Annotated in this window: 20 protein-coding genes; 8 read left to right on the forward strand and 12 right to left on the reverse strand. The window is 55.0% G+C overall.

The genetic code is table 11. From position 1 onward, the window contains the following. Positions 1-47 precede the first annotated feature (47 nt). A complete protein-coding gene (rhtB, locus tag QNN86_RS22405) occupies positions 48-668 on the forward strand; it encodes a homoserine/homoserine lactone efflux protein (RefSeq protein ID WP_096758918.1) in 621 nt (206 codons plus the stop codon). Positions 669-713: 45 nt separating this feature from the next. Here the strand turns inward: rhtB and rhtC are convergent, their stop codons facing one another. The 3 genes from rhtC to pldA all read right to left on the reverse strand — a co-directional run bounded on the left by rhtC (position 714) and on the right by pldA (position 4,184). Next, positions 714-1,334 carry a threonine export protein RhtC gene (gene rhtC / locus QNN86_RS22410; RefSeq protein WP_096758919.1) on the reverse strand — a complete coding sequence of 207 codons (621 nt, stop codon included), beginning with the start codon at positions 1,332-1,334 and terminating at the stop codon, positions 714-716. A gap of 62 nt (positions 1,335-1,396) precedes the next feature. Beyond that, a complete protein-coding gene (gene recQ / locus QNN86_RS22415) occupies positions 1,397-3,226 on the reverse strand; it encodes an ATP-dependent DNA helicase RecQ (protein ID WP_115259840.1) in 1,830 nt (609 codons plus the stop codon). A gap of 88 nt (positions 3,227-3,314) precedes the next feature. After that, the gene (gene pldA, locus QNN86_RS22420) at positions 3,315-4,184 is read right to left on the reverse strand and encodes a phospholipase A (protein WP_096758921.1); all 870 of its coding nucleotides are present in this window, start codon (positions 4,182-4,184) and stop codon (positions 3,315-3,317) included. Between the two features lie 164 nt (positions 4,185-4,348). On the opposite strand from pldA, the gene yigI reads away from it, so the two are divergent. After that, the gene (yigI, locus tag QNN86_RS22425) at positions 4,349-4,816 is read left to right on the forward strand and encodes an acyl-CoA thioesterase YigI (protein WP_005133301.1); all 468 of its coding nucleotides are present in this window, start codon (positions 4,349-4,351) and stop codon (positions 4,814-4,816) included. 51 nt (positions 4,817-4,867) lie between these two features. After that, entirely contained in the window at positions 4,868-5,761 is an 894-nt protein-coding gene (gene rarD, locus QNN86_RS22430) for an EamA family transporter RarD (protein ID WP_182270669.1), read from the forward strand. An 89-nt stretch (positions 5,762-5,850) separates the two neighbouring features. Here rarD and corA read toward each other — a convergent pair whose 3' ends face one another. From corA to lptM, 8 genes are all read right to left on the reverse strand, one after another. After that, complete coding sequence (gene corA, locus QNN86_RS22435; protein ID WP_181618185.1) at positions 5,851-6,801, reverse strand: magnesium/cobalt transporter CorA; 951 nt, start codon at positions 6,799-6,801, stop codon at positions 5,851-5,853. A 154-nt stretch (positions 6,802-6,955) separates the two neighbouring features. Then, on the reverse strand, positions 6,956-7,012 hold the full coding sequence (gene ysgD / locus QNN86_RS22440; RefSeq protein WP_212723238.1) for a YsgD/CorL family protein: 57 nt from the start codon (positions 7,010-7,012) through the stop codon (positions 6,956-6,958). A 265-nt stretch (positions 7,013-7,277) separates the two neighbouring features. Continuing rightward, on the reverse strand, positions 7,278-9,440 hold the full coding sequence (gene uvrD / locus QNN86_RS22445; protein WP_414212352.1) for a DNA helicase II: 2,163 nt from the start codon (positions 9,438-9,440) through the stop codon (positions 7,278-7,280). 64 nt (positions 9,441-9,504) lie between these two features. Then, on the reverse strand, positions 9,505-10,221 hold the full coding sequence (gene yigB / locus QNN86_RS22450) for a 5-amino-6-(5-phospho-D-ribitylamino)uracil phosphatase YigB (protein ID WP_414212353.1): 717 nt from the start codon (positions 10,219-10,221) through the stop codon (positions 9,505-9,507). Further along, positions 10,221-11,123 (reverse strand): tyrosine recombinase XerC, encoded by a 903-nt coding sequence (gene xerC, locus QNN86_RS22455; protein ID WP_414212354.1) that lies wholly within the window; start codon positions 11,121-11,123, stop codon positions 10,221-10,223. Before xerC ends, yigB begins: the two co-directional genes overlap by 1 nt. After that, positions 11,120-11,827 carry a DUF484 domain-containing protein gene (locus QNN86_RS22460; protein ID WP_181618188.1) on the reverse strand — a complete coding sequence of 236 codons (708 nt, stop codon included), beginning with the start codon at positions 11,825-11,827 and terminating at the stop codon, positions 11,120-11,122. Before QNN86_RS22460 ends, xerC begins: the two co-directional genes overlap by 4 nt. Beyond that, positions 11,824-12,648 (reverse strand): diaminopimelate epimerase, encoded by an 825-nt coding sequence (gene dapF, locus QNN86_RS22465; protein ID WP_003017933.1) that lies wholly within the window; start codon positions 12,646-12,648, stop codon positions 11,824-11,826. The genes QNN86_RS22460 and dapF overlap by 4 nt, the downstream gene beginning before the upstream one ends. A gap of 36 nt (positions 12,649-12,684) precedes the next feature. Beyond that, positions 12,685-12,888 carry an LPS translocon maturation chaperone LptM gene (gene lptM, locus QNN86_RS22470; RefSeq protein ID WP_115259844.1) on the reverse strand — a complete coding sequence of 68 codons (204 nt, stop codon included), beginning with the start codon at positions 12,886-12,888 and terminating at the stop codon, positions 12,685-12,687. A gap of 139 nt (positions 12,889-13,027) precedes the next feature. Between lptM and cyaY the strand changes: the two genes are divergently transcribed. Continuing rightward, a complete protein-coding gene (gene cyaY, locus QNN86_RS22475; RefSeq protein WP_181618189.1) occupies positions 13,028-13,348 on the forward strand; it encodes an iron donor protein CyaY in 321 nt (106 codons plus the stop codon). Between the two features lie 95 nt (positions 13,349-13,443). Here cyaY and cyaA read toward each other — a convergent pair whose 3' ends face one another. After that, complete coding sequence (gene cyaA, locus QNN86_RS22480; protein ID WP_181618190.1) at positions 13,444-15,990, reverse strand: class I adenylate cyclase; 2,547 nt, start codon at positions 15,988-15,990, stop codon at positions 13,444-13,446. Between the two features lie 393 nt (positions 15,991-16,383). On the opposite strand from cyaA, the gene hemC reads away from it, so the two are divergent. Genes hemC through hemY form a run of 4 tightly spaced genes read left to right on the forward strand, consistent with a single transcriptional unit; the run spans position 16,384 to position 20,479 of the window. Next, on the forward strand, positions 16,384-17,325 hold the full coding sequence (gene hemC / locus QNN86_RS22485) for a hydroxymethylbilane synthase (protein ID WP_181618191.1): 942 nt from the start codon (positions 16,384-16,386) through the stop codon (positions 17,323-17,325). Beyond that, positions 17,322-18,062: a uroporphyrinogen-III synthase gene (hemD, locus tag QNN86_RS22490; RefSeq protein WP_414212355.1), complete on the forward strand. Its 741-nt coding sequence runs from the start codon at positions 17,322-17,324 to the stop codon at positions 18,060-18,062. Before hemC ends, hemD begins: the two co-directional genes overlap by 4 nt. A gap of 21 nt (positions 18,063-18,083) precedes the next feature. Next, on the forward strand, positions 18,084-19,277 hold the full coding sequence (hemX, locus tag QNN86_RS22495; protein ID WP_414212356.1) for a uroporphyrinogen-III C-methyltransferase: 1,194 nt from the start codon (positions 18,084-18,086) through the stop codon (positions 19,275-19,277). A 2-nt stretch (positions 19,278-19,279) separates the two neighbouring features. Beyond that, positions 19,280-20,479 carry a protoheme IX biogenesis protein HemY gene (gene hemY / locus QNN86_RS22500; RefSeq protein WP_181619528.1) on the forward strand — a complete coding sequence of 400 codons (1,200 nt, stop codon included), beginning with the start codon at positions 19,280-19,282 and terminating at the stop codon, positions 20,477-20,479. Positions 20,480-20,606 lie beyond the last annotated feature (127 nt).

Consider the following 20,606-nt stretch of genomic DNA (forward strand, 5'->3'; position numbering starts at 1 on the left):
GGCAGTAGCGTATTGTGGCATAAAAATAGACAAGTCGGGAGTTTCTCATGACCTTTGAATGGTGGTTCGCCTACCTGCTGACGTCCATTGTTTTGAGCTTGTCGCCAGGTTCAGGGGCGATCAACACCATGACAACCGCCATCAGCCATGGTTATCGGGGAGCAGCGGCGTCGATTGCCGGTTTGCAGACCGGGCTTGGCATTCATATCGTGCTGGTCGGTGTTGGGCTAGGAACGCTATTCTCACGGTCAGTGATCGCCTTTGAGGTACTGAAGTGGGCGGGGGCAGCCTATCTTATCTGGTTGGGCATTCAGCAATGGCGCGCGGCGGGTGCCATCGACCTGAACACCATCGCCAATACGCAATCACGCAGTCGCCTGTTCAAGCGCGCCGTCTTCGTCAACCTGACCAACCCAAAGAGCATTGTATTTCTCGCCGCCCTGTTCCCGCAGTTCATCATGCCGCAGGAGCCGCAGTTGATGCAGTACGTGGTGCTGGGCGTGACCACCATCGTGGTCGATATTATTGTGATGATCGGTTATGCGACGCTGGCCACCCGCATTGCGGGCTGGATTAAAGGGCCAAAGCAAATGAAGGCGCTGAACAAAGTGTTTGGTTCGCTGTTTATGCTGATAGGTGCCCTGCTGGCGTCAGCACGGCATGCCTGAGATCAGTGCCGGATGACGCTACCGCTTATCCGGCCTACTGGTAAGTTAACGCGAAATAATCAGATGAATGCCGAAGCCCGCGAATAACGCGCCGGCAAAGCCGTCAATCCACTTCGCCAGACGCTGATAGCCACGACGCATTTTCGGCAGTGCAAACAGGCTGGCAACCACGGTAAACCACGCCAGCGTCTCGACGATAATCAGCGCAAAAATACCCCAACGGGCAGCGGTACCGACGTTGTCGCCGACAAACAGCGAAAAGACGGAGCCAAAATAGATAATGGCTTTGGGATTCGCCAGGTTGGTCAGCAGACCTTTTAAAAAACTGCGACCGCTCTGCGCCAGCTCAACCTGCGGCGCGGGTGCCGCAACGTCCTGTTTTTTAAACGCGCCGCGCAGCATCTGATACCCCATCCAGCACAGATACAGACCACCGCCGACCATAATAATCGTGTGCAGCCAGGCCATTTTTTCGATGATCAGATGCAGACCGAGCAGCGCCACGCCCGCCCAGACCATGACGCCGCAGGTAATACCCAGCACACCCATCATCGCCTCTTTGCGCGAGCGGCTAACGGCCGTTTGCGAGACAAAGAAAAAGTCCGGGCCAGGACTCATCAGCGCTACGATGTGTACCAACGCAACGGTAAAAAATAGCGTTAACATAAAATGACTCGCGGGGAAATAGTTCAGAGAGTCACCATCCTGGCACTTTTTTGCCTGGCTGACTACTCTTCGTCGTCACCATCAACATGTGCGCGGATAAGTGCCATAAACTCTTTGCCAAAACGCTCAAGTTTACGCATTCCCACGCCGTTGACGCTCAGCATTTCGCTCGGTGACACCGGCATTTGCTCGGCCATTTCAATCAGCGTGGCGTCGTTAAAGACCACATACGGCGGGATATTCTCTTCATCGGCAATGGCTTTACGCAGCTTACGCAGTTTGGCAAACAGCTTACGATCGTAGTTACCGCCAAAGGATTTCTGCATTGCGCGTGGTTTAAGCGCCACAATACGCGGCACCGCAAGCTGTAGCGGCACAACGCCGCGCAGTACCGGACGCGCAGCTTCGGTTAACTGCAACGCGGAGTGGTGGGCAATATTCTGCGTCACCAGTCCGAGGTGAATCAGCTGGCGAATGACGCTCACCCAATGTTCGTGGCTCTGTTCACGACCAATACCGTAGACCGGCAGCTTGTCATGCGCCATCTCACGAATGCGCTGGTTATTCGCCCCGCGCAGAACCTCGACGACATAGCCCATACCAAAACGTTGGTTAACGCGGTAGATCGTCGACAGCGCTTTACGCGCATCCATTAAGCCGTCGTACTGTTTTGGCGGATCGAGACAAATATCGCAGTTGCCGCACGGCTCCTGACGCCCTTCGCCAAAATAGTTCAGCAGCACCAGACGACGACAGGTTTGCGCCTCGGCAAAGGCCCCCATCGCATTGAGCTTGTGACGCTCGATATCCAGCAGCTGTCCGGCGGGTTTCTCTTCGAGACAACGGCGGAGCCACGCCATATCGGCCGGATCGTAAAACAGCATCGCTTCTGCGGGCAGGCCATCACGCCCGGCACGCCCAGTTTCCTGATAGTAGGACTCGATATTACGCGGGATATCAAAATGCACCACGAAGCGCACGTTGGGTTTGTTAATTCCCATGCCAAACGCCACGGTCGCGACAACGATTTGCAGGTCGTCGCGCTGGAATTTCTCCTGCACGTCGGCGCGCACGTTGTTGTCCAACCCGGCATGATAGGCCCCGGCGCTGATCCCGCGGCTTTGCAGACGCGCCGCGGTGTCTTCAACCTTCGCGCGGCTGTTGCAGTAAATAATGCCGGACTTTCCGCGCTGTTCCTGCACGTAGCGCATCAGCTGATCGAGTGGCTTAAACTTTTCCATCAGCATATAGCGGATATTTGGACGGTCGAAGCTGCTGATCTGAATGAGGGGATCGTTAAGCCCGAGCAGCCGCACAATATCCAGCCGGGTGGTGTCATCGGCGGTGGCCGTGAGCGCCACAAACGGCAGCGCGGGGAAGCGTTGACGCAGCTGACCCAGCGCGGCATATTCCGGGCGGAAATCATGCCCCCACTGGGAAATACAGTGCGCTTCATCTACCGCCAGCAGTACCGGATTCCAGTGCGCCAGATTATCAAGGAAGTTATCCAGCATCAGGCGCTCGGGCGCAATATACAGCAGGCGGATTTGCCCGCTGCGACAGCCTGCCATCACCTCTTGCTGCTGTTCACGGCTCTGGGTAGAGTTCAGGCACGCCGCTGCCACACCGTTTGCCAGCAGTTGATCGACCTGGTCTTTCATCAGGGAAATCAGCGGCGAAACAACCACGGTGAGGCCGTTGAGCAATAATGCGGGAATTTGATAACAAAGGGATTTACCGCCACCGGTTGGCATAACGACCAGGCAGTCGCGGCCAGAGAGCACGGTGTCAATGATTTCTTCCTGACCAGGGCGAAACTGTTGGTAGCCAAAGGTTTCCTGCAAAACCTGTTTAGCGCCCATTTCCAGATTCAACACTTCCGCCTGCGCCACATTAACCCCGTTAACCTTAAATAAAAACAGGCGCTATTTTCAGCGCCTGAGAGAGAAACTGCAATGATTAAAATACTCTCAATGCCGATCAGAAGATATCGTTGAGCATTACGCCCACGCCAACGCGCGTCTGATTAAAGTTATAGTCAATCAGCGACTCTCCATAACCACTGTAGACCTGCGTATAAAGACGAACATGTTTGGTGATGGGGTAGCTGACACCCAGCTCAGCGCCGCCGTAGCCGGTATTCCAGTTGTACTGACCTTTCGCGCTTAACACGGCGTCACCGAGGTGGTAACCCAGTTTGAGCTGATAGTAGCCCATATATTTAGTGATATCAGGGTTATCGTCAGTGCTGCCGATGACGTACCACGGCTTCACTTCTACCAGCCAGTTACCGTTTTCTGCCATCAGGCGGGTATACAGGCGGTTCCAGCTGCGCGAGGTCGGTTCGGAACGACCGTTAGAGTCGTGGTTGTATCCCATTTCCACATCACGTAGCGTCCAGCCGGCAACGCGGTAATCGGTGGCGAAACCGAGGAATAGTTGTGGTTCGTAGTTAGTTTCGCGAAACGGTGCCGATTCTTCGCTATTAGAAAGCTGCCACCAGGATTTCTGGGTATAGGAACCACCAAGCACGGAGTTCGGGCCTAAAATCCCGCGCCACAGCGGAAACGCCAGGCTCAGCTGAAACTTCACCTCATCTTTACGCGCATTTTCAGACCAGCTATAGCTGCTGATGGCCTCTTTATTCATGTCGCTGGTATTGGTGTAGATGAGGTAGTTGGTGTCATAAGGGTAAAGCGTGAAAGGATTGTCATGCTCTTGCAGCATGTTGGCAATAATACTGCCGCGCACAGCGGGTGCATCATGAATCTCTTTCACTGTCGCTTCCTGCGCATACACGGTCAACGGCAGCATAACTGCTGGTAGTAACCATCCCAGAATCGCCCGCATCGGTCATGTTCTCCTGAACAAAATATTGATGAATTGTAAGATTTTATTGATAGCATTTTACATACTTAGTGCGTCCCTCGTTAGTTATCCCGTCTTAAAGTAGAAAACAACAATTAAGAAGCATAATATCAACACTTCATTAACCATTGAGAGTTAGGGATTGTATGTCTGCCGTACTGACTGCTGAGCAAGCGTTGAAATTAGTGGGTGAAATGTTTGTCTACCATATGCCGTTTAACCGGGCGCTGGGGCTGGAGCTGGAACGCTACGAAAAAGAGTTTGCCCAACTGGCCTTTAATAACCAACCGATGATGGTCGGCAACTGGGCGCAAAGCATTCTGCATGGCGGCGTGATCGCCTCAGCATTGGACGTAGCAGCCGGGCTGGTGTGCGTGGGCAGTACGCTGACGCGCCATGAAACCATCAGCGAGGACGAACTGCGCCAGCGGATGTCGCGCATGGGAACCATCGATCTCCGCGTCGATTATCTGCGCCCGGGCAGGGGGAATCGCTTCACGGCTACCAGCAGTTTGCTGCGGGCAGGCAATAAAGTTGCCGTCGCGCGAGTGGAGCTGCATAACGAAGAGCAGCTTTATATCGCCAGCGCTACCGCAACGTATATGGTGGGGTAAGCGCCTGAAACAAGGTAAACTGCCGTTACATTTCTGAAATGAGTTTTCCCGATGGATGCTAAGCAAACGCGGCAGGGCGTATTACTCGCTCTTGCTGCCTATTTTATTTGGGGCATTGCACCCGCATATTTCAAGTTGATTTACTACGTCCCCGCAGACGAGATCCTGACGCACCGTGTGATTTGGTCGTTTTTCTTTATGGTGGTGTTGATGAGCATCAGCCGCCAGTGGTCGGGCGTTAAAACGCTGCTGCAAACGCCAAAGAAGGTTTTCCTGCTGGCGCTTTCCGCGGTGCTCATCGGCGGAAACTGGCTGCTATTCATTTGGGCGGTCAACAACCACCATATGCTGGAAGCCAGCCTCGGCTACTTTATTAACCCGCTGGTGAATATTGTATTGGGCATGATTTTCCTCGGTGAGCGCTTTCGCCGCATGCAGTGGCTGGCCGTGCTGCTCGCCGCCTGCGGCGTGCTGGTACAGTTGTGGACGTTTGGGTCACTGCCAATCATTGCGCTGGGACTGGCCTTCAGCTTTGCTTTTTATGGCCTGGTGCGTAAGAAGATCGCCGTCGAGGCGCAAACCGGCATGCTGATCGAAACCTTGTGGCTGTTACCGATTGCGGCAATCTATCTGTTTGGTATTGCCGACAGCCCAACCAGCCATATGGGGCAGAACCCGATGTCGCTTAATTTGCTGCTGATTGCCGCAGGGGTCGTGACCACCATTCCGCTGCTGTGCTTTACCGGTGCCGCAACCCGCCTGCGTCTGTCCACGCTGGGCTTTTTCCAGTATATCGGGCCGACGCTGATGTTCCTGCTGGCGGTGACGTTCTACGGTGAGGTGCCGGGTACGGATAAAATGGTCACGTTCGCCTTTATCTGGGTGGCGCTGGCGATATTCGTGATGGATGCGATATATACCCTACGACGGGGCCGTCGGAGCTAAGGGATTGCCGGATGGCGGCTGCGCCTTATCCGGCCTACGGAGATGTGCTTTAGTAGGCCGGATAAGCGAAGCGCCATCCGGCACAGCCATTACAGCCAGTTCTTGCGCTTAAAGTACAGATACGGCGCCAGGCCCGCGAGCATCATAAAGACAATCGCGCCCGGGTAACCGAAGCTCCAGTGCAGTTCCGGCATGAACTCAAAGTTCATGCCGTAGCTGGATGCCACCAGCGTCGGCGGCAGGAACACCACGGAGACCACCGAGAAGATCTTGATGATGCGGTTCTGCTCGATGTTGATAAAACCCATCGCCGCCTGCATCAGGAAGTTAACCTTCTGGAACAGGGATTCATTGTGCGGCAGCAGGGATTCGATATCGCGCAGGATCTCACGTGCCTGCTCCAGCTGACCGCCCGGCAATCGCGCCTTACGCACCAGGAAGTTTAATGCGCGCTGGGTATCCATCAGACACAGACGAACTTTCCAGCCGATATCTTCCAGTTCCGCCAGCGTGGAAAGCGCTTCGTCATATTCATCGCCCTGACGCCCTTCCATAATCACACGGCTGAGTTTTTCCAGATCGCTGTAAATGTTCTCTATTTCATCCGCCAGCTGTTCGATTTTCGTTTCGAACAGATCGAGCAACAGCTCGTAAGCGTTGCCGTCGACCATCGCCTGGCTGCGCGCACGCATACGGTACAGGCGAAACGCCGGCAGTTCACGCTCGCGCAGGGTAAACAGACGACCTTCACGAATGGTGAATGCCACGGTTGAGTTGCCCGCGTGATCGTCGGCATCTTCATAGAAGAAGAAGGAGTGGATGTGCAGGCCGTCTTCGTCTTCAAAAAAACGTGCGGATGCTTCGATGTCTTCCAGTTCAGGGCGCGTAGCCAGGTTCTGGCCCAAGTCCTTTTGCACACGGTTTCGTTCATCGTCATCCGGCTCGACTAAATCGACCCAAACCGAGCTAGCGAGATGATCAATCTCATCCGCCTCAAGACGTATTAAACGATTGTTTTCCAGTTGAAATGCGCTCAGCATGACCGGGACTCCCAATGCAAAAAATTATCGGACAGTTCGGTGGGCACACAGAAACAAATTGGGTTTCAGACCATTAAACAGCCTGACTCGGCGCGACGAGAAAAAACAGAAGGTCGCTGACAACCGCGAAGGCTATCAGCAAAAAGGGATAGCCTTAGGAGTTGATCCTGGATGACAGGATAATGAGCCAGTATCTACTGGGTGTGTCCAAGGCGAATGTCCTCTTAGCGTAATCGTGCGCGCATGTTACGCCAGCAAAATTTTGACGTCAACACGCAACAGATGGCGAAAAAGTAATAATTTCCCCTCATGCTGCAAGGTTAGCAGAACGGGGGGATTTATCTATGATTTCAGAATATTAACCGAAAGATTGCCGGATGACGGCTTCGCCTTATCCGGCCTACAAATCAAAATGTTACCCGGTCTGTAGGCCGGATAAGACGCGCCAGCGTCGCCATCCGGCAAAGCCAAACCGATTATACCGTTTCCAGTCTGGCGTAGGCGGCAACCAGCCATTTGATCCCCTGCCCCTGGAACGCCACCTGCAAACGACTATGTTCACCGCTGCCTTCCAGGTTGACGATGGTGCCCTCACCAAACTTAGCGTGACGCACACGCTGACCGAGCTTATAGCCGGTGTCGTTCTCCGCCATCGGCGTGCCCATCCGTTGATGGCTGACCGGGCGGCTGACCGTGGCACGCAGACGAACTTCTTCCACGCAGGCCTCAGGTAATTCACCGATGAAGCGCGATGGACGGTGGTAAACCTCTTTGCCGTACAGACGACGCGTCTCGGCATAGGTCAGCGTCAGCTTCTGCATCGCACGGGTCACACCGACGTAAGCCAGGCGACGCTCTTCTTCGAGGCGACCACCTTCGTCCAGCGACATCTGGCTGGGGAACATGCCTTCTTCCATCCCCACGATAAACACCTGCGGGAACTCCAGACCTTTCGCCGAGTGCAGCGTCATCAGCTGTACCGCGTCCTGCCAGGTATCCGCCTGCCCTTCCCCCGCTTCCAACGCGGCATGGGAGAGAAACGCCTGCAGCGGCATTAAGTCTTCGTCTTCTTCGTTGTAGCTGAACTGGCGCGTTGCCGTCACCAGTTCCTCTAAGTTTTCGATTCGCGTCTGGCCCTTCTCGCCTTTTTCCTGCTCGTACATCATACGCAAGCCGGAGTCTTTTATTACCCGGTCGGTCTGCACGTGTAGCGGCATATCGGCGGTTTCCTGCGCCAGCGCGTCGATAAGCTCCATAAAGCGCTGTAACGCGCTGGCGGCACGCCCGGCCAGGGCTTTTTCCTGCAGCAGGTCACGGCACGCCTGCCACATTGTCAGCTGGCGGTCGCGCGAGGTTTGACGCACCACGTCCAGCGTACGATCGCCGATACCGCGCGTGGGGGTATTGACCACGCGCTCAAACGCGGCGTCATCGTTACGGTTGGCAATCAGACGCAGGTAAGAGAGCGCGTCTTTGATTTCCTGACGTTCGAAGAAGCGCATTCCACCGTAGATACGGTACGGCATGCTGGCCTGTAACAGCGCCTCTTCCAGCACACGCGACTGGGCGTTGCTACGATACAGAATGGCGCATTGTTCCAGCGCGCCGCCGTTGTCCTGCCAGGTTTTGATGCGGTTAACCACAAAGCGCGCTTCATCGAGTTCGTTGAACGCGCAGTAGAGCGAAATCGGTTCGCCGTCGACGCCGTCGGTCCACAGCTTTTTGCCCAACCGACCGTTGTTGTTTTCAATCAGGGCGTTGGCCGCGCTCAGGATATTGTTGGTCGAGCGGTAGTTCTGCTCCAGACGGATAGTTTCGGCACCGGGGAAATCGTTGAGGAAGCGCTGGATGTTCTCCACCTGCGCCCCGCGCCAGCCGTAGATTGACTGATCATCATCGCCGACGATCATCACCTTGCCGGTGTCGCCTGCCAGCAGGCGGATCCACGCGTACTGGATGTTGTTGGTATCCTGGAATTCGTCCACCAGGATGTTGGTAAAACGTTCGCGGTAGTGCTGCAGAATGTGCGGTTTGTTGAGCCACAGTTCATGGGCGCGCAGCAGCAGCTCGGCGAAATCCACCAGCCCGGCGCGATCGCACGCTTCCTGGTAGGCCTGGTAAACCTTCTGCCAGGTTTGCTCGACCGGATTGCCGTAACTCTGCAGATGATGCGGGCGCAGCCCTTCGTCCTTCTGACTGTTGATAAACCACATGGCCTGACGCGCCGGCCACTGCTTCTCATCAAGATTCATTGCTTTGATCAGACGCTTCAGCAGGCGCAGCTGGTCTTCGCTGTCGAGGATCTGGAAATCCTGCGGCAGATTGGCATCCATATGGTGCGCACGCAGCAGGCGGTGTGCCAGACCGTGGAAGGTACCGACCCACATACCGCCCTGGCTGGTTCCCATGATCTGACCAATACGGTGGCGCATTTCTGCCGCCGCTTTGTTGGTAAAGGTCACCGCCATAATCGAGTATGGCGAGTTGTTTTCAACCGTCAGTAACCAGGCGATGCGGTGTACCAGCACGCGCGTTTTACCACTCCCCGCGCCTGCCAGAACCAGCATGTTGCTGCGTGGCGCGGCCACAGCCTGGCGCTGTTCGTCATTGAGGCTATCGAGCAGGTAAGAAACGTCCATTGGCACCGCCGGAATCAACAGGGCCCAGCCGGACCCCTGGGAATTTATACAGAGTTGTTGATGATTATATCAGCGAGGTCAGAGATGCCAACTGTGAAATTTCGATATGCGGCAGTAAACGGCTGTCAGCGATTTGCATAAGGTCGGCATTTTCCGGCTTGATCCAGCAGGCCTGCATGCCACAGCGGATGGCCCCGGCGACATCTGTCGTCAGGTCGTCACCGACGTGCAGGATCTCACCCATGGGCATATTCAGTTTTTCCGCCGCCAGCAAATACATGTCGCTGAACGGTTTTGATCGCCCATCGGGGCCGGCACGCAGTACAAACTCAAAATATTCGCCCAGACCAAACAGCTCCGGCTGCGCGTTACCGTTGGTGATCGCCACCAGCGGCCACTTGCGGGCCAGTACCTTCAACGTGTCATGCGTAGATTGCGGGACGTCGATGCGGCTGCGCCATTTGGCGAAGTTCATCATCGCCGCATTCGCCCCCATTCGGGCTTCTGCCGCCGACAGGCCAGCCTCCAGCATAGCGCGCTCTACGGCACGATGACGCCACTGGGTGACGTCATGATAAATGTCCGGCTCGGCGTCGCGCACAGCCTGCCGCAGACGCTGGAGGTCGGTATTTTGCAAGGAGCTCAGCGCCGGGTGATAATTTTGCACAAACGCGAGCGCTTCCTGCTCGGTGCGCGTGATAACGGGACGGTTATCGTAAAGGGTGTCATCAAGGTCAAAGGTGAGCGCAGAAATACGCCCCAAAGGCCGGTAAAAACGCATTATTTCCCCCGTTTGGCGCGCGGATGCGCCGCATCGTACACTGAAGCCAGGTGTTGAAAATCAAGATGGGTATAGATTTGCGTGGTAGAGAGGTTGGCGTGTCCCAACAGCTCTTGTACCCCGCGCAGGTCACCGCTCGACTCCAGCATATGCGTCGCGAACGAGTGGCGCAGTTTATGGGGATGCACATGGCTGTTCAGCCCCTGCTTGATACCCCATTCGGCAAAACGTTTCTGCACGTTACGCGCGGAGATACGTTTGCCCAGTTTTGACAGGAACAGCGCGTCGTCGTCACTGCCGAAAAGCCCGCGCAGATCCAGCCAGTGTTCAATCCACGCAACCGCATTGCGGCCAATTGGCAGGCGGCGCTCTTTGCTGCCTTTACCCATCACCCACACTTCACCGGTGTCGAGATCGAGATGCTTACAATCCAGGCCAACCAGTTCCGACAAACGCAGTCCGGCGCCGTACATCACCTCCAGCATCGCCCGATCGCGCACGGCGAGGGGATCGTTGAGATCGATATCCAGCAGTCGGTTAACGTCATCCACATCGATATTTTTCGGCAGATGGCGCGGTGCCTTCGGCGCAGAAATACCTTTTGCCGGGTTGGCTTTCAGCTCGCCCTGATTGACCAGCCAGTCGAAGAAGCTGCGTAAGGCGGAGAGGCGCAACGCCAGGCTCGCCGGTCCCAGACCTTTGCGGCGACTGCGTACGGCAAAACTGCGTACCGTTGCAGCATCACAGTGTTGCCAGCTTTGCAGGCCGGTTTCTTCGGCTATCGCGATGATGGCATCCAACTGACGCCGATAATTGAGTAACGTGATGGGACTAAGCTGACGCTCCACGCCCAGATAGCGTAAGAAGCGTGCAACGTCCTGAGAAAGCGGTGAGTCGGTCATACACGTTCAATCCAGCGCTCCAGCAGTTCCGGCAACATCAGCGAGAGTTCCTGCAATAGCTGCGTGCCTTGCCCTTGCTGGTAATGATTAACATCACGGCTGCTGAACAGCATGACGCCAAGGGAACCATCTTGCCCTAACATCGACATGGCTACCGAGCCAATCGCTTTCGCCTCCGGCATCATCACCAGCAGTTCCGGGCCATTGAGCGGACCCAGATAATGCTGTGACTGCCCGAGCCGCTGAATACGCAGCGGCTCAAAGGCCTGACGACTTAATGCCAGATGGGTAAACTTTGAGGGGGCGCCAAGCCGCCAGCGATCCGGGAACAGACGAACCGTCGCGCCTGCCAGCCCCAGCTCACGTGCCCAGCGATGGAATCGCATCAGCATATCGTCGAGGCTGCTGGCCGCCACCAGCCGTCCTTGCAGATTTAACAGGCGATAAAACAGACTTTCGTTGGCGTTAGCCTGTTCCATCAATAGCGTCATGTTCTCTTCAAGCACGTTGATATGATTACGCGCCCGAGCCATATGCCATTCAACTAAAGAGATCGTCCCCCGCACCGGGTGCGGGACGCGCATCGCTTCAACCGCTTGCGCATTACGGATAAAAAACTCAGGGTGACGTTGTAGATATTCGACGACCGCCCGATCGTCAAGTTCCATGAGCGTTTCCTGTAGTTCTTCCCCTGGTTGCTTCATAGATGAATAAATCCGTCGTAGACATGTGCCGCCGGGCCAGTCATATACAACGGATGACCCGGGCCTTTCCAGGCGATATCAAGGCGACCGCCCGGTAGTTCCACGCGCACTTCTTCTGCCAGCAGGCCCTGCTGAATACCGACAGCGACAGCAGCGCACGCCCCGCTGCCACAGGCCTGCGTTTCACCCGCCCCACGTTCATAGACGCGCAGCCGGATGTGCTCGCGTTTCACCACTTGCATAAATCCAATATTGGCGCGCTCAGGAAAGCGTTCATGGCTTTCCAGAACCGGTCCCAGCGTTTCCACCGTGGCCGTATCCACATCATCAACCTGAATGACGCAGTGTGGATTCCCCATTGATACCACGCCGCACAATACTGTCTGCTCGGCCGCCCGCATAATATAGGTCTTCTCTGCTTTATTGGCGCGAAAAGGCACCTGCGAGGGTTCAAAATTGGGCTCGCCCATATTGACCCGCACCAGCTCATCGTCCGTCACAGTTAATACCATGCGGCCATTCGCCGTACTGACGCGGATATCACGTTTATTGGTCAGCCCTTTCAGGCGTACAAAACGCGCAAAACAACGGGCACCGTTACCGCACTGCGACACTTCACTACCGTCAGCATTAAAGATACGGTAATGGAAATCCAGCTCCGGATCGTACGGAGGCTCAACCACCAGCAGTTGATCAAATCCCACACCAAGATGCCTGTCGGCCAGGCGGCGGATCAGCTCAGGTGAAAAAAAGACATTCTGCGTTACCGCGTCGACGACCATAAAATCGTTGCCAAGGCCATGCATTTTAGAGAATTGCATCGTTCACTCCGTTCACGCGGGTACAGAGACTTCGCTTTAGTAGTTTACCTGGGAAGGCCCATCTCCCGTTGCTCGATCGTTTCGATCGGGCACTGTGGACTGCGATTGCGTTTCAACTGGCTTCGTCGGTGGCGGCGCGGTTTTATCTGCTGGCGGGAAATAGAGTGGACCTTTCAGACCACAGCCCGTCAGGCTGAACAGAGTAAGAAGTACAGCGAGTGCCTGAAACACGTTTTTCATTATGGATTGCCCGTAAAGTTCATACTTTCTGTTTTCTATCATCGCAGGAGAAGACGTAAAAGCAAGAGTTTGGCTAAAACTGCAACGTGAATTCTTTCAGGTTATACTCTCGCCATCATGAAAAAACGGAAAAACACCAATGAACGACAGTGAATTTCACCGCCTTGCCGACACCCTGTGGATGACCATCGAAGAACGTCTGGATGACTGGGACGGCGACAGCGATATCGACTGCGAGATTAACGGCGGCGTGCTGACCATCAGCTTTGAAAACGGCAGCAAGATTATTATTAACCGTCAGGAGCCGTTGCATCAGGTGTGGCTGGCGACCAAACAGGGTGGCTACCATTTTAACTTGAAAGGTGACGAATGGATTTGCGACCGTAGCGGCGAAAGCTTCTGGGATTTACTGGAGCAGGCTGCAACGCTGCAGGCAGGCGAAGCCGTTAGCTTCCGTTGAGAATTTGTGCCGGACGCGCTTTGCTTATCCGGCCTACCCGTTTCGCGTCAATTGTAGGCCGGATACGGTGTTTACACCGCCATCCGGCATCGTAATCACGAAAAATACTGCTGCAACATCGGCGTGTCATTATCCTGATTAGCCGGCGGGACCGGGTTAATCGGCTGGGTCCGGAACGGGATCACCTGCGCGCGACCGTCGGTTTTCACAATCTGATAGAACTGCGGCAGATTAAAGTTAATGAAGCTGGAGCCGTAGGTAAAGCGATCGTGCGACGAGGAGTAGAAGCGGCTAACATCGCGAACCAGCTCTTCTTTGCTGCCTTCGCAATGGTGATACACCTCGACCCGATTACTCTCGTCCAGAATGTAGATATTAAAGCCCTGCTCGTCACCCGTTTCTTCGAAAAAGAACTGGATGATCCCTTCACTGGCAAAACCATCCACTACAGACGGTAATTTCACGTGATTGGTCTCAACCTGAACGGAAAGACCGTGCAGCTTGTTGTGTGAAATTGCGCCGTAGAATTCAATGGCGTTTTCCAGTTTCTGTACCGACACATTCAAACGCTCAAAGAACAGTCCCCACGTCTGCCCGGCAACGCGCAGCGCTTTGAAGCGACCGGTTTCATGGCGTGTACTGGAAAGGCGCAGCTCAATGCACTCGGACACCAGTTGCTGGACGCGTGTACGGATCAGACCACGTAAATGCTGGCTATAACAGAAGACCTCGACGCTGTCCGGCGGTGCCGCATCTTGATGCATTTTGCCGAGAATCGTTTTTAACGCTTCAATCATCGCCTGCTCGCCGTTGAAGTGCAGCGTACGTACTTCGTTCCACGAGTTGCGGTACAGCAGGTCTACGCTACCGACCAGGCAATTTTGTTCTTCGCCAAAGCTGAAGACGTCCAGCTTACGGAAATCAAAATGCACCACCTGATTGCGGAATGCCGCCGTCGGGTCGTATTCAAGGTTGACGATAATCGCCAGATGGCGAATCTCACACGGGCTGTACAGCGCTTTCGGCGTAGGTGCCGGCAAGCGCAGCGGGAAGTGGTGCGATACGTCAGCGACCATCTCCTGTAGCTTCGGCAGATCGACAATGCCGTTGCCCTTAATAAACAAATGCGTACGTGATGTCAGCAGACCGTTAAACCACGCCCACGCCACCAGTTTGTTCAGGTAGCGGTTATATTCCAGCGGCTGATGGCTGATGATCGAATCCATGTTGGGTGCACGGTTGTAGAGATACCAACCCGAACGGTTAGCACGACCCGGCGGCACATGGATAAAGGTCAGATACGGTTCCGAGAGATCCGGTGAGATCTGCGGGTTCACCAGCGTCACTTTGCCCGGCAGGGCCTCAAACGCAGCGTACAGCTTACGGGTCAGCACGCCGATGTCCTGCGGGCTGGCGCTGACGCTGAGGTTGTTACGACGCGCGAAGCGGATCAGGTTACGGTAGCTCTGCATCATCGCATCGAGCAGTTCGTTGTGCGCTTCACGTACCTGGTCAATCTTCCAGTTGGCACGGTTATCCAGCATGGTAAGACGGGCGTCGTCCCAGCCCCACTCTTTCACTAACTGACCTAGCACTTCACGACGCCAGCCCACGCAGGCGCGCTCGCGGCTCAGTTTCTCGCACACTTTTAAGTAGAAACATCGACGAACTAAATCGAGGCGCGTCGGATCTTCGATTGCCGTGAGGTACTCGGTCACGCGCTCCAGCATCATGCAGTACGGATCGAGACCAAAAGAGACAATCTCGCCGTCGTGCAGGCGCTGTTTAATGTCTTTCGCCAACAGGCGTGGATTGGGGTATTCCCAGGAGTACGCTTCCAACAGCAGCGTTTTCAGCACCGCTTTGTACGGGGAGTCGATACTCTTGTACAACTGCCAGAGGCTGGCGCCAAAGTACTCTTCGGCGGAAAGCGAGCTGAGCCCACCCAGATCCAGCCATTCGTTTGGCGTTAACACTCCCTGTGCGTAGAGCGTCATAACGTAATCGTCGTAATGCTCTTCCTCGTCGCCCGGCACCATATTCCATAGAATACGTTTGCCCGCGAGGCGCACGGCGGTGCGATAAAATTCATCAAGCAACAGGATGTGCTGCGTTGAGCCACAGTCTTCACCACCCAGACTGCCGCTTTCATTGTGACGGAAACGGTTTTCATCAATCAGGAAGAAACTGACTTCCACGCCCAGCGAGGCAGCCCAGCTTTCCAGCAGGCTGCATTTACGCTGCAGCAACTGACGCTCTTCGCTATCCAGCCAGGATTGATGGCAGACCCAGATATCCAGGTCAGAGGAACAGCTTTGCCCGACTGAAGAGGTGCTGCCCATCGAGTAAACGCCGGTAATCGGCAGCTCACCTTTCGGGGGGTCCTGCGGCGACATGCCGCGGTACAGCTCCAGCTCATTCAGGTAGTGACGTTGGGTTTCATCAGGCGTGTAAAAGCATATGCCTTTGGGAACGTTACCATCGAGGTAACCCGGCATCAGCGGATGGTGGTAGTGCAATAATGTCGGCAGCAGACTGTATACCTGCTGGAAAGCAGGTCCCATGGCAGCAAGCGCGCGATCGACACGCAGTTGATTTATGGCATCCAGTCTCTGTTTCAGAGTCTCAATATAGAGGTACAAGACGTATCGCCTGATTTTGCTATCTGGCATGTTGTCGATTGCTGCAGCGCATGCGCTTACCAACACTCTTCAGCAATTCAGATAAACCGTATGTCAAAAATAACCGTTACCTTTTTTCGCCGTACTTTTTTTAGGGAGTACAGACGAAAAAATGGTCTAAAACGTGATCAATTTAACACCTTGCTCATTGACCGTAAAGAAAGATGCACTACATACAAGTGTAGCACCGTTCGTTGCGTGTAAATTCCTTCATACGGTCGGGAGGTTTCTCGTCATTAATCACTGCCAGTGATGATGCAGCGCCTTTTCGTCTCACTACGTTTGAGCGTAACGCTGACATCCCTTTGATAAGGATGTTAGGATGGTTAATGATTGATAATGACGGTAACAAGCATGTTAGACAATGTTTTGAGAATTGCCACACGCCAAAGCCCCCTTGCGCTCTGGCAGGCACATTATGTCAAAGACGCTTTGATGGCAAATCACCCCGGTCTGGTCGTTGAACTGGTCCCTATGGTGACCCGTGGCGACGTGATCCTGGATACCCCGCTGGCGAAAGTCGGGGGGAAAGGTTTATTTGTCAAAGAGCTGGAAGTCGCGCTGTTGGAAAAACGCGCCGATATCGCCGTGCATTCCATGAAGGATGTGCCGGTCGAGTTCCCTGAAGGGCTTGGGCTGGTCACTATCTGTGAACGCGAAGATCCACGCGATGCGTTTGTCTCAAATAAATTTAACTCACTGGATGACCTCCCGGCAGGCAGCATCGTTGGGACCTCGAGCCTGCGTCGCCAGTGCCAGTTGGCAAAGCAGCGCCCGGATCTCGTCATCCGCTCGCTGCGTGGCAACGTGGGTACTCGCCTCGGCAAACTGGATAACGGCGACTATGACGCCATTATTCTCGCCGTCGCCGGGTTAAAACGTTTGGGACTTGAGTCACGCGTCCGGACCGCGCTGCCACCGGAAGTCTCTCTGCCGGCTGTAGGGCAAGGCGCAGTAGGTATAGAATGTCGACTTGACGATCTACGTACCCAGGCGCTGCTGGCCCCGCTCAACCATGAAGAAACAGCGCTACGCGTCAAAGCGGAACGCGCCATGAACACCCGCCTCGAAGGGGGCTGTCAGGTGCCTATTGGCAGCTATGCAGAACTCATCAACGGTGAGATTTGGCTACGTGCGCTGGTCGGTGCACCTGACGGGTCGCAGATGGTGTGTGGAGAGCGTCGTGGTGCACCGCAGGATGCCGAACAAATGGGCATTTCCCTGGCGGAAGAACTGTTAGAGAACGGTGCACGCACCATTCTGGCTGAAGTGTATAACGGAGAAGCACCGGCATGAGTATTCTGGTCACCCGCCCGTCTCCCGCAGGGGAAGAGTTAGTGAGCCGTCTGCGCACACTGGGGAAGGTGGCCTGGAGTTTTCCGCTTATCGAGTTTTCGCCCGGTCGGGAACTGGCAACGCTAGCCTCCCGACTGTCGGCGCTCACGGAAAACGATCTGGTCTTTGCTCTCTCGCAGCATGCCGTCAACTTTGCCGATGCCGAGCTTTCGCAGCAGGGGGCAAACTGGCCCACTCTCCCGCGCTATTTTGCTATCGGTCGCACAACAGCGCTGGCATTGCATACCGTGAGCGGATGCAATATTCACTATCCGCTGGATCGGGAAATCAGCGAAGTCTTGCTACAATTACCTGAATTACAAAATATTGCGGGAAAACGCGCGCTTATTTTACGCGGCAACGGCGGTCGTGAGCTGATAGGCGAAGCCTTAACAGCTCGTGGTGCAGATGTTGATTTTTGTGAATGTTATCAACGCAGTGCAAAATATTACGATGGTGCAGAAGAGGCAATGCGCTGGCATTCACGCGGTGTGACGACGGTGGTTGTCACCAGCGGAGAGATGCTGCAACAGCTCTGGTCTCTTATTCCGCAGTGGTATCGTGAGCACTGGTTACTACGCTGTCGGCTGCTGGTCGTCAGTGAGCGTCTGGCGCACCTCGCCCGGGAACTGGGCTGGCAAGATATTAAGGTCGCTGATAACGCCGACAACGATGCGCTACTGCGCGCATTACAATAACTCTCATAATGGGATGCCATAATGACGGAACAAGAAAAATCCTCCGCCGTGGTTGAAGAGACCAGGGAGGCCGTGGAAACAACGCCACAGCCAGTCAAAGCAGAAAAAAAGAACCACAACAACACCGCACTGATCCTGAGCGCAGTGGCAATTGCGATTGCACTGGCGGCGGGCGTGGGTTTGTATGGCTGGGGGAAACAGCAGGCAACAACACAGACCGCAACCAGCGATGCGCTGGCGACTCAGCTCATCGCGCTACAAAAAGCGCAGGAAAGTCAGAAGAGCGAACTGGAAGGCATTATTAAACAGCAGGCCACGCAGCTGGATGAAGCCAGTCGCCAGCAGGCCGCGCTGGTCAAACAGCTTGATGAAGTCCAGCAGAAGGTCGCCACCATCTCCGGCAGTGATGCAAAAACCTGGCTGCTGGCACAGGCTGATTTCCTGGTGAAAATGGCCGGACGTAAATTATGGAGCGATCAGGACGTTACGTCTGCGGCAGCGCTGCTGAAAAGCGCCGATGCCAGCCTGGCAGACATGAACGATCCCAGTTTGATTACCGCCCGTCGCGCCATCACCGATGATATCGCCAGCCTGTCTGCGGTTTCACAGGTCGACTACGACGGCATTATCCTCAAGGTAAATCAGCTCTCCAACCAGATTGATAACCTACGCCTGGCGGACAACAACACCGACGATTCACCGATGGATTCCGACAGCAGTGAGCTTTCCAGCTCTATTAGCGAATGGCGCGTCAATCTGCAAAAAAGCTGGCAGAACTTTATGGACAGCTTTATTACCATTCGCCGTCGCGATGAAACTGCCGTTCCGCTACTGGCACCAAATCAGGACGTTTACCTGCGTGAAAATATCCGTTCTCGCCTGTTAGTCGCCGCACAAGCCGTGCCACGTCATCAGGAAGAAACCTGGCGCCAGGCGCTGGAGAATGTCTCCACCTGGGTACGCGCCTATTACGACACCGACGATGCAACCACCAAAGCGTTTCTTGATGAAGTGGATCAGCTGAGCCAGCAAAGCATCAGTATGAACGTGCCGGACACGCTGCAGAGCCAGGCCATTCTCGAGAAGCTCATGCAAACCCGCGTGCGTAATTTACTGGCACAGCCAACAACCTCTCCAGCCGAGGCTGCACCTGCACCTGCACCTGCACCTGCACCTCAGGCTGACACGCCGGCAACCGCGCCGCAGGGAGAATAATGATGCTAAAAGTATTATTGCTCTTTGTGTTGCTGATCGCCGGGATCGTCGTCGGTCCGATGATCGCCGGTCATCAGGGTTACGTACTGATCCAAACGGACAACTACAATATTGAAACCAGCGTGACGGGTCTGGCGATCATCCTGATCGTCGCCATGGTCATTCTGTTTGCGATTGAATGGCTGCTGCGCCGTATTTTCCGCACAGGTGCGCATACGCGCGGCTGGTTTGTGGGTCGCAAGCGCCGCCGTGCACGTAAGCAGACCGAGCAGGCTCTGCTCAAGCTGGCAGAAGGCGACTATCAGCAGGTTGAAAAACTGATGTCGAAAAACGCCGATCACGCGGAACAGCCGGTAGTAAATTACCTGCTGGCGGCAGAAGCGGCTCAGCAGCGTGGTGATGAAGCGCGCGCTAATCAGCACCTTGAACGTGCAGCTGAACTGGCTGGCAACGATACAATCCCGGTGGACATCACCCGTGTTCGCCTACAGTTGGCCCGCAATGAGGACCACGCCGCGCGCCACAGCGTCGACAAGCTGCTGGAAGTGACGCCGCGTCACCCGGAAGTTCTGCGTCTGGCTGAGCAGGCTTACATTCGCACCGGTGCATGGAGTTCCTTACTGGATATCATTCCTTCTATGGCCAAAGCACGCGTAGGTGATGAAGAACACCGTGCCATGCTGGAACAACAAGCCTGGGTGGGCCTGATGGATCAGGTTCGCGCCGATCAGGGTAGTGAGGGTCTACGCGCATGGTGGAAAAACCAGAACCGTAAAACCCGTCATCAGGTTGCCCTGCAGGTGGCCATGGCTGAGCATCTGATTGAGTGCGACGATCATGATACGGCACAGCAAATCATCATTGAGGGTCTGAAACGTCAATATGACGACCGCCTGGTGCTGCCCATCCCGCGTCTGAAAACCAACAACCCTGAGCAGATAGAAAAAGTGCTGCGCCAGCAGATTAAAGCCGTGGGCGATCGCCCGCTGCTGTGGAGTACGCTTGGTCAGTCGTTGATGAAGCACGGTGAATGGCAGGAGGCAACACTCGCCTTCCGTGCGGCCCTTAAACAGCGCCCGGATGCCTATGACTACGCCTGGCTCGCTGATGCACTGGACAGGCTGCATCAGCCTGAAGAAGCCGCCACCATGCGTCGTGATGGCCTGATGCTGACGCTACAGAACAACAATCCTTCGCAGTAATTCCCTCTTGCCCGGTGGCACTTCGCTTACCGGGCCTACATATTTTTCAATCGTATACACAAAATCATTTCAGACGAATATGCATAAAAAAACGCCCGCTCCTTTCGGAGCAGGCGTTAAACAGGTC

The sequence above is a fragment of the Citrobacter sp. C348 genome (genome assembly GCF_047467975.1).
In the GTDB taxonomy this organism is placed as follows: domain Bacteria; phylum Pseudomonadota; class Gammaproteobacteria; order Enterobacterales; family Enterobacteriaceae; genus Citrobacter; species Citrobacter gillenii.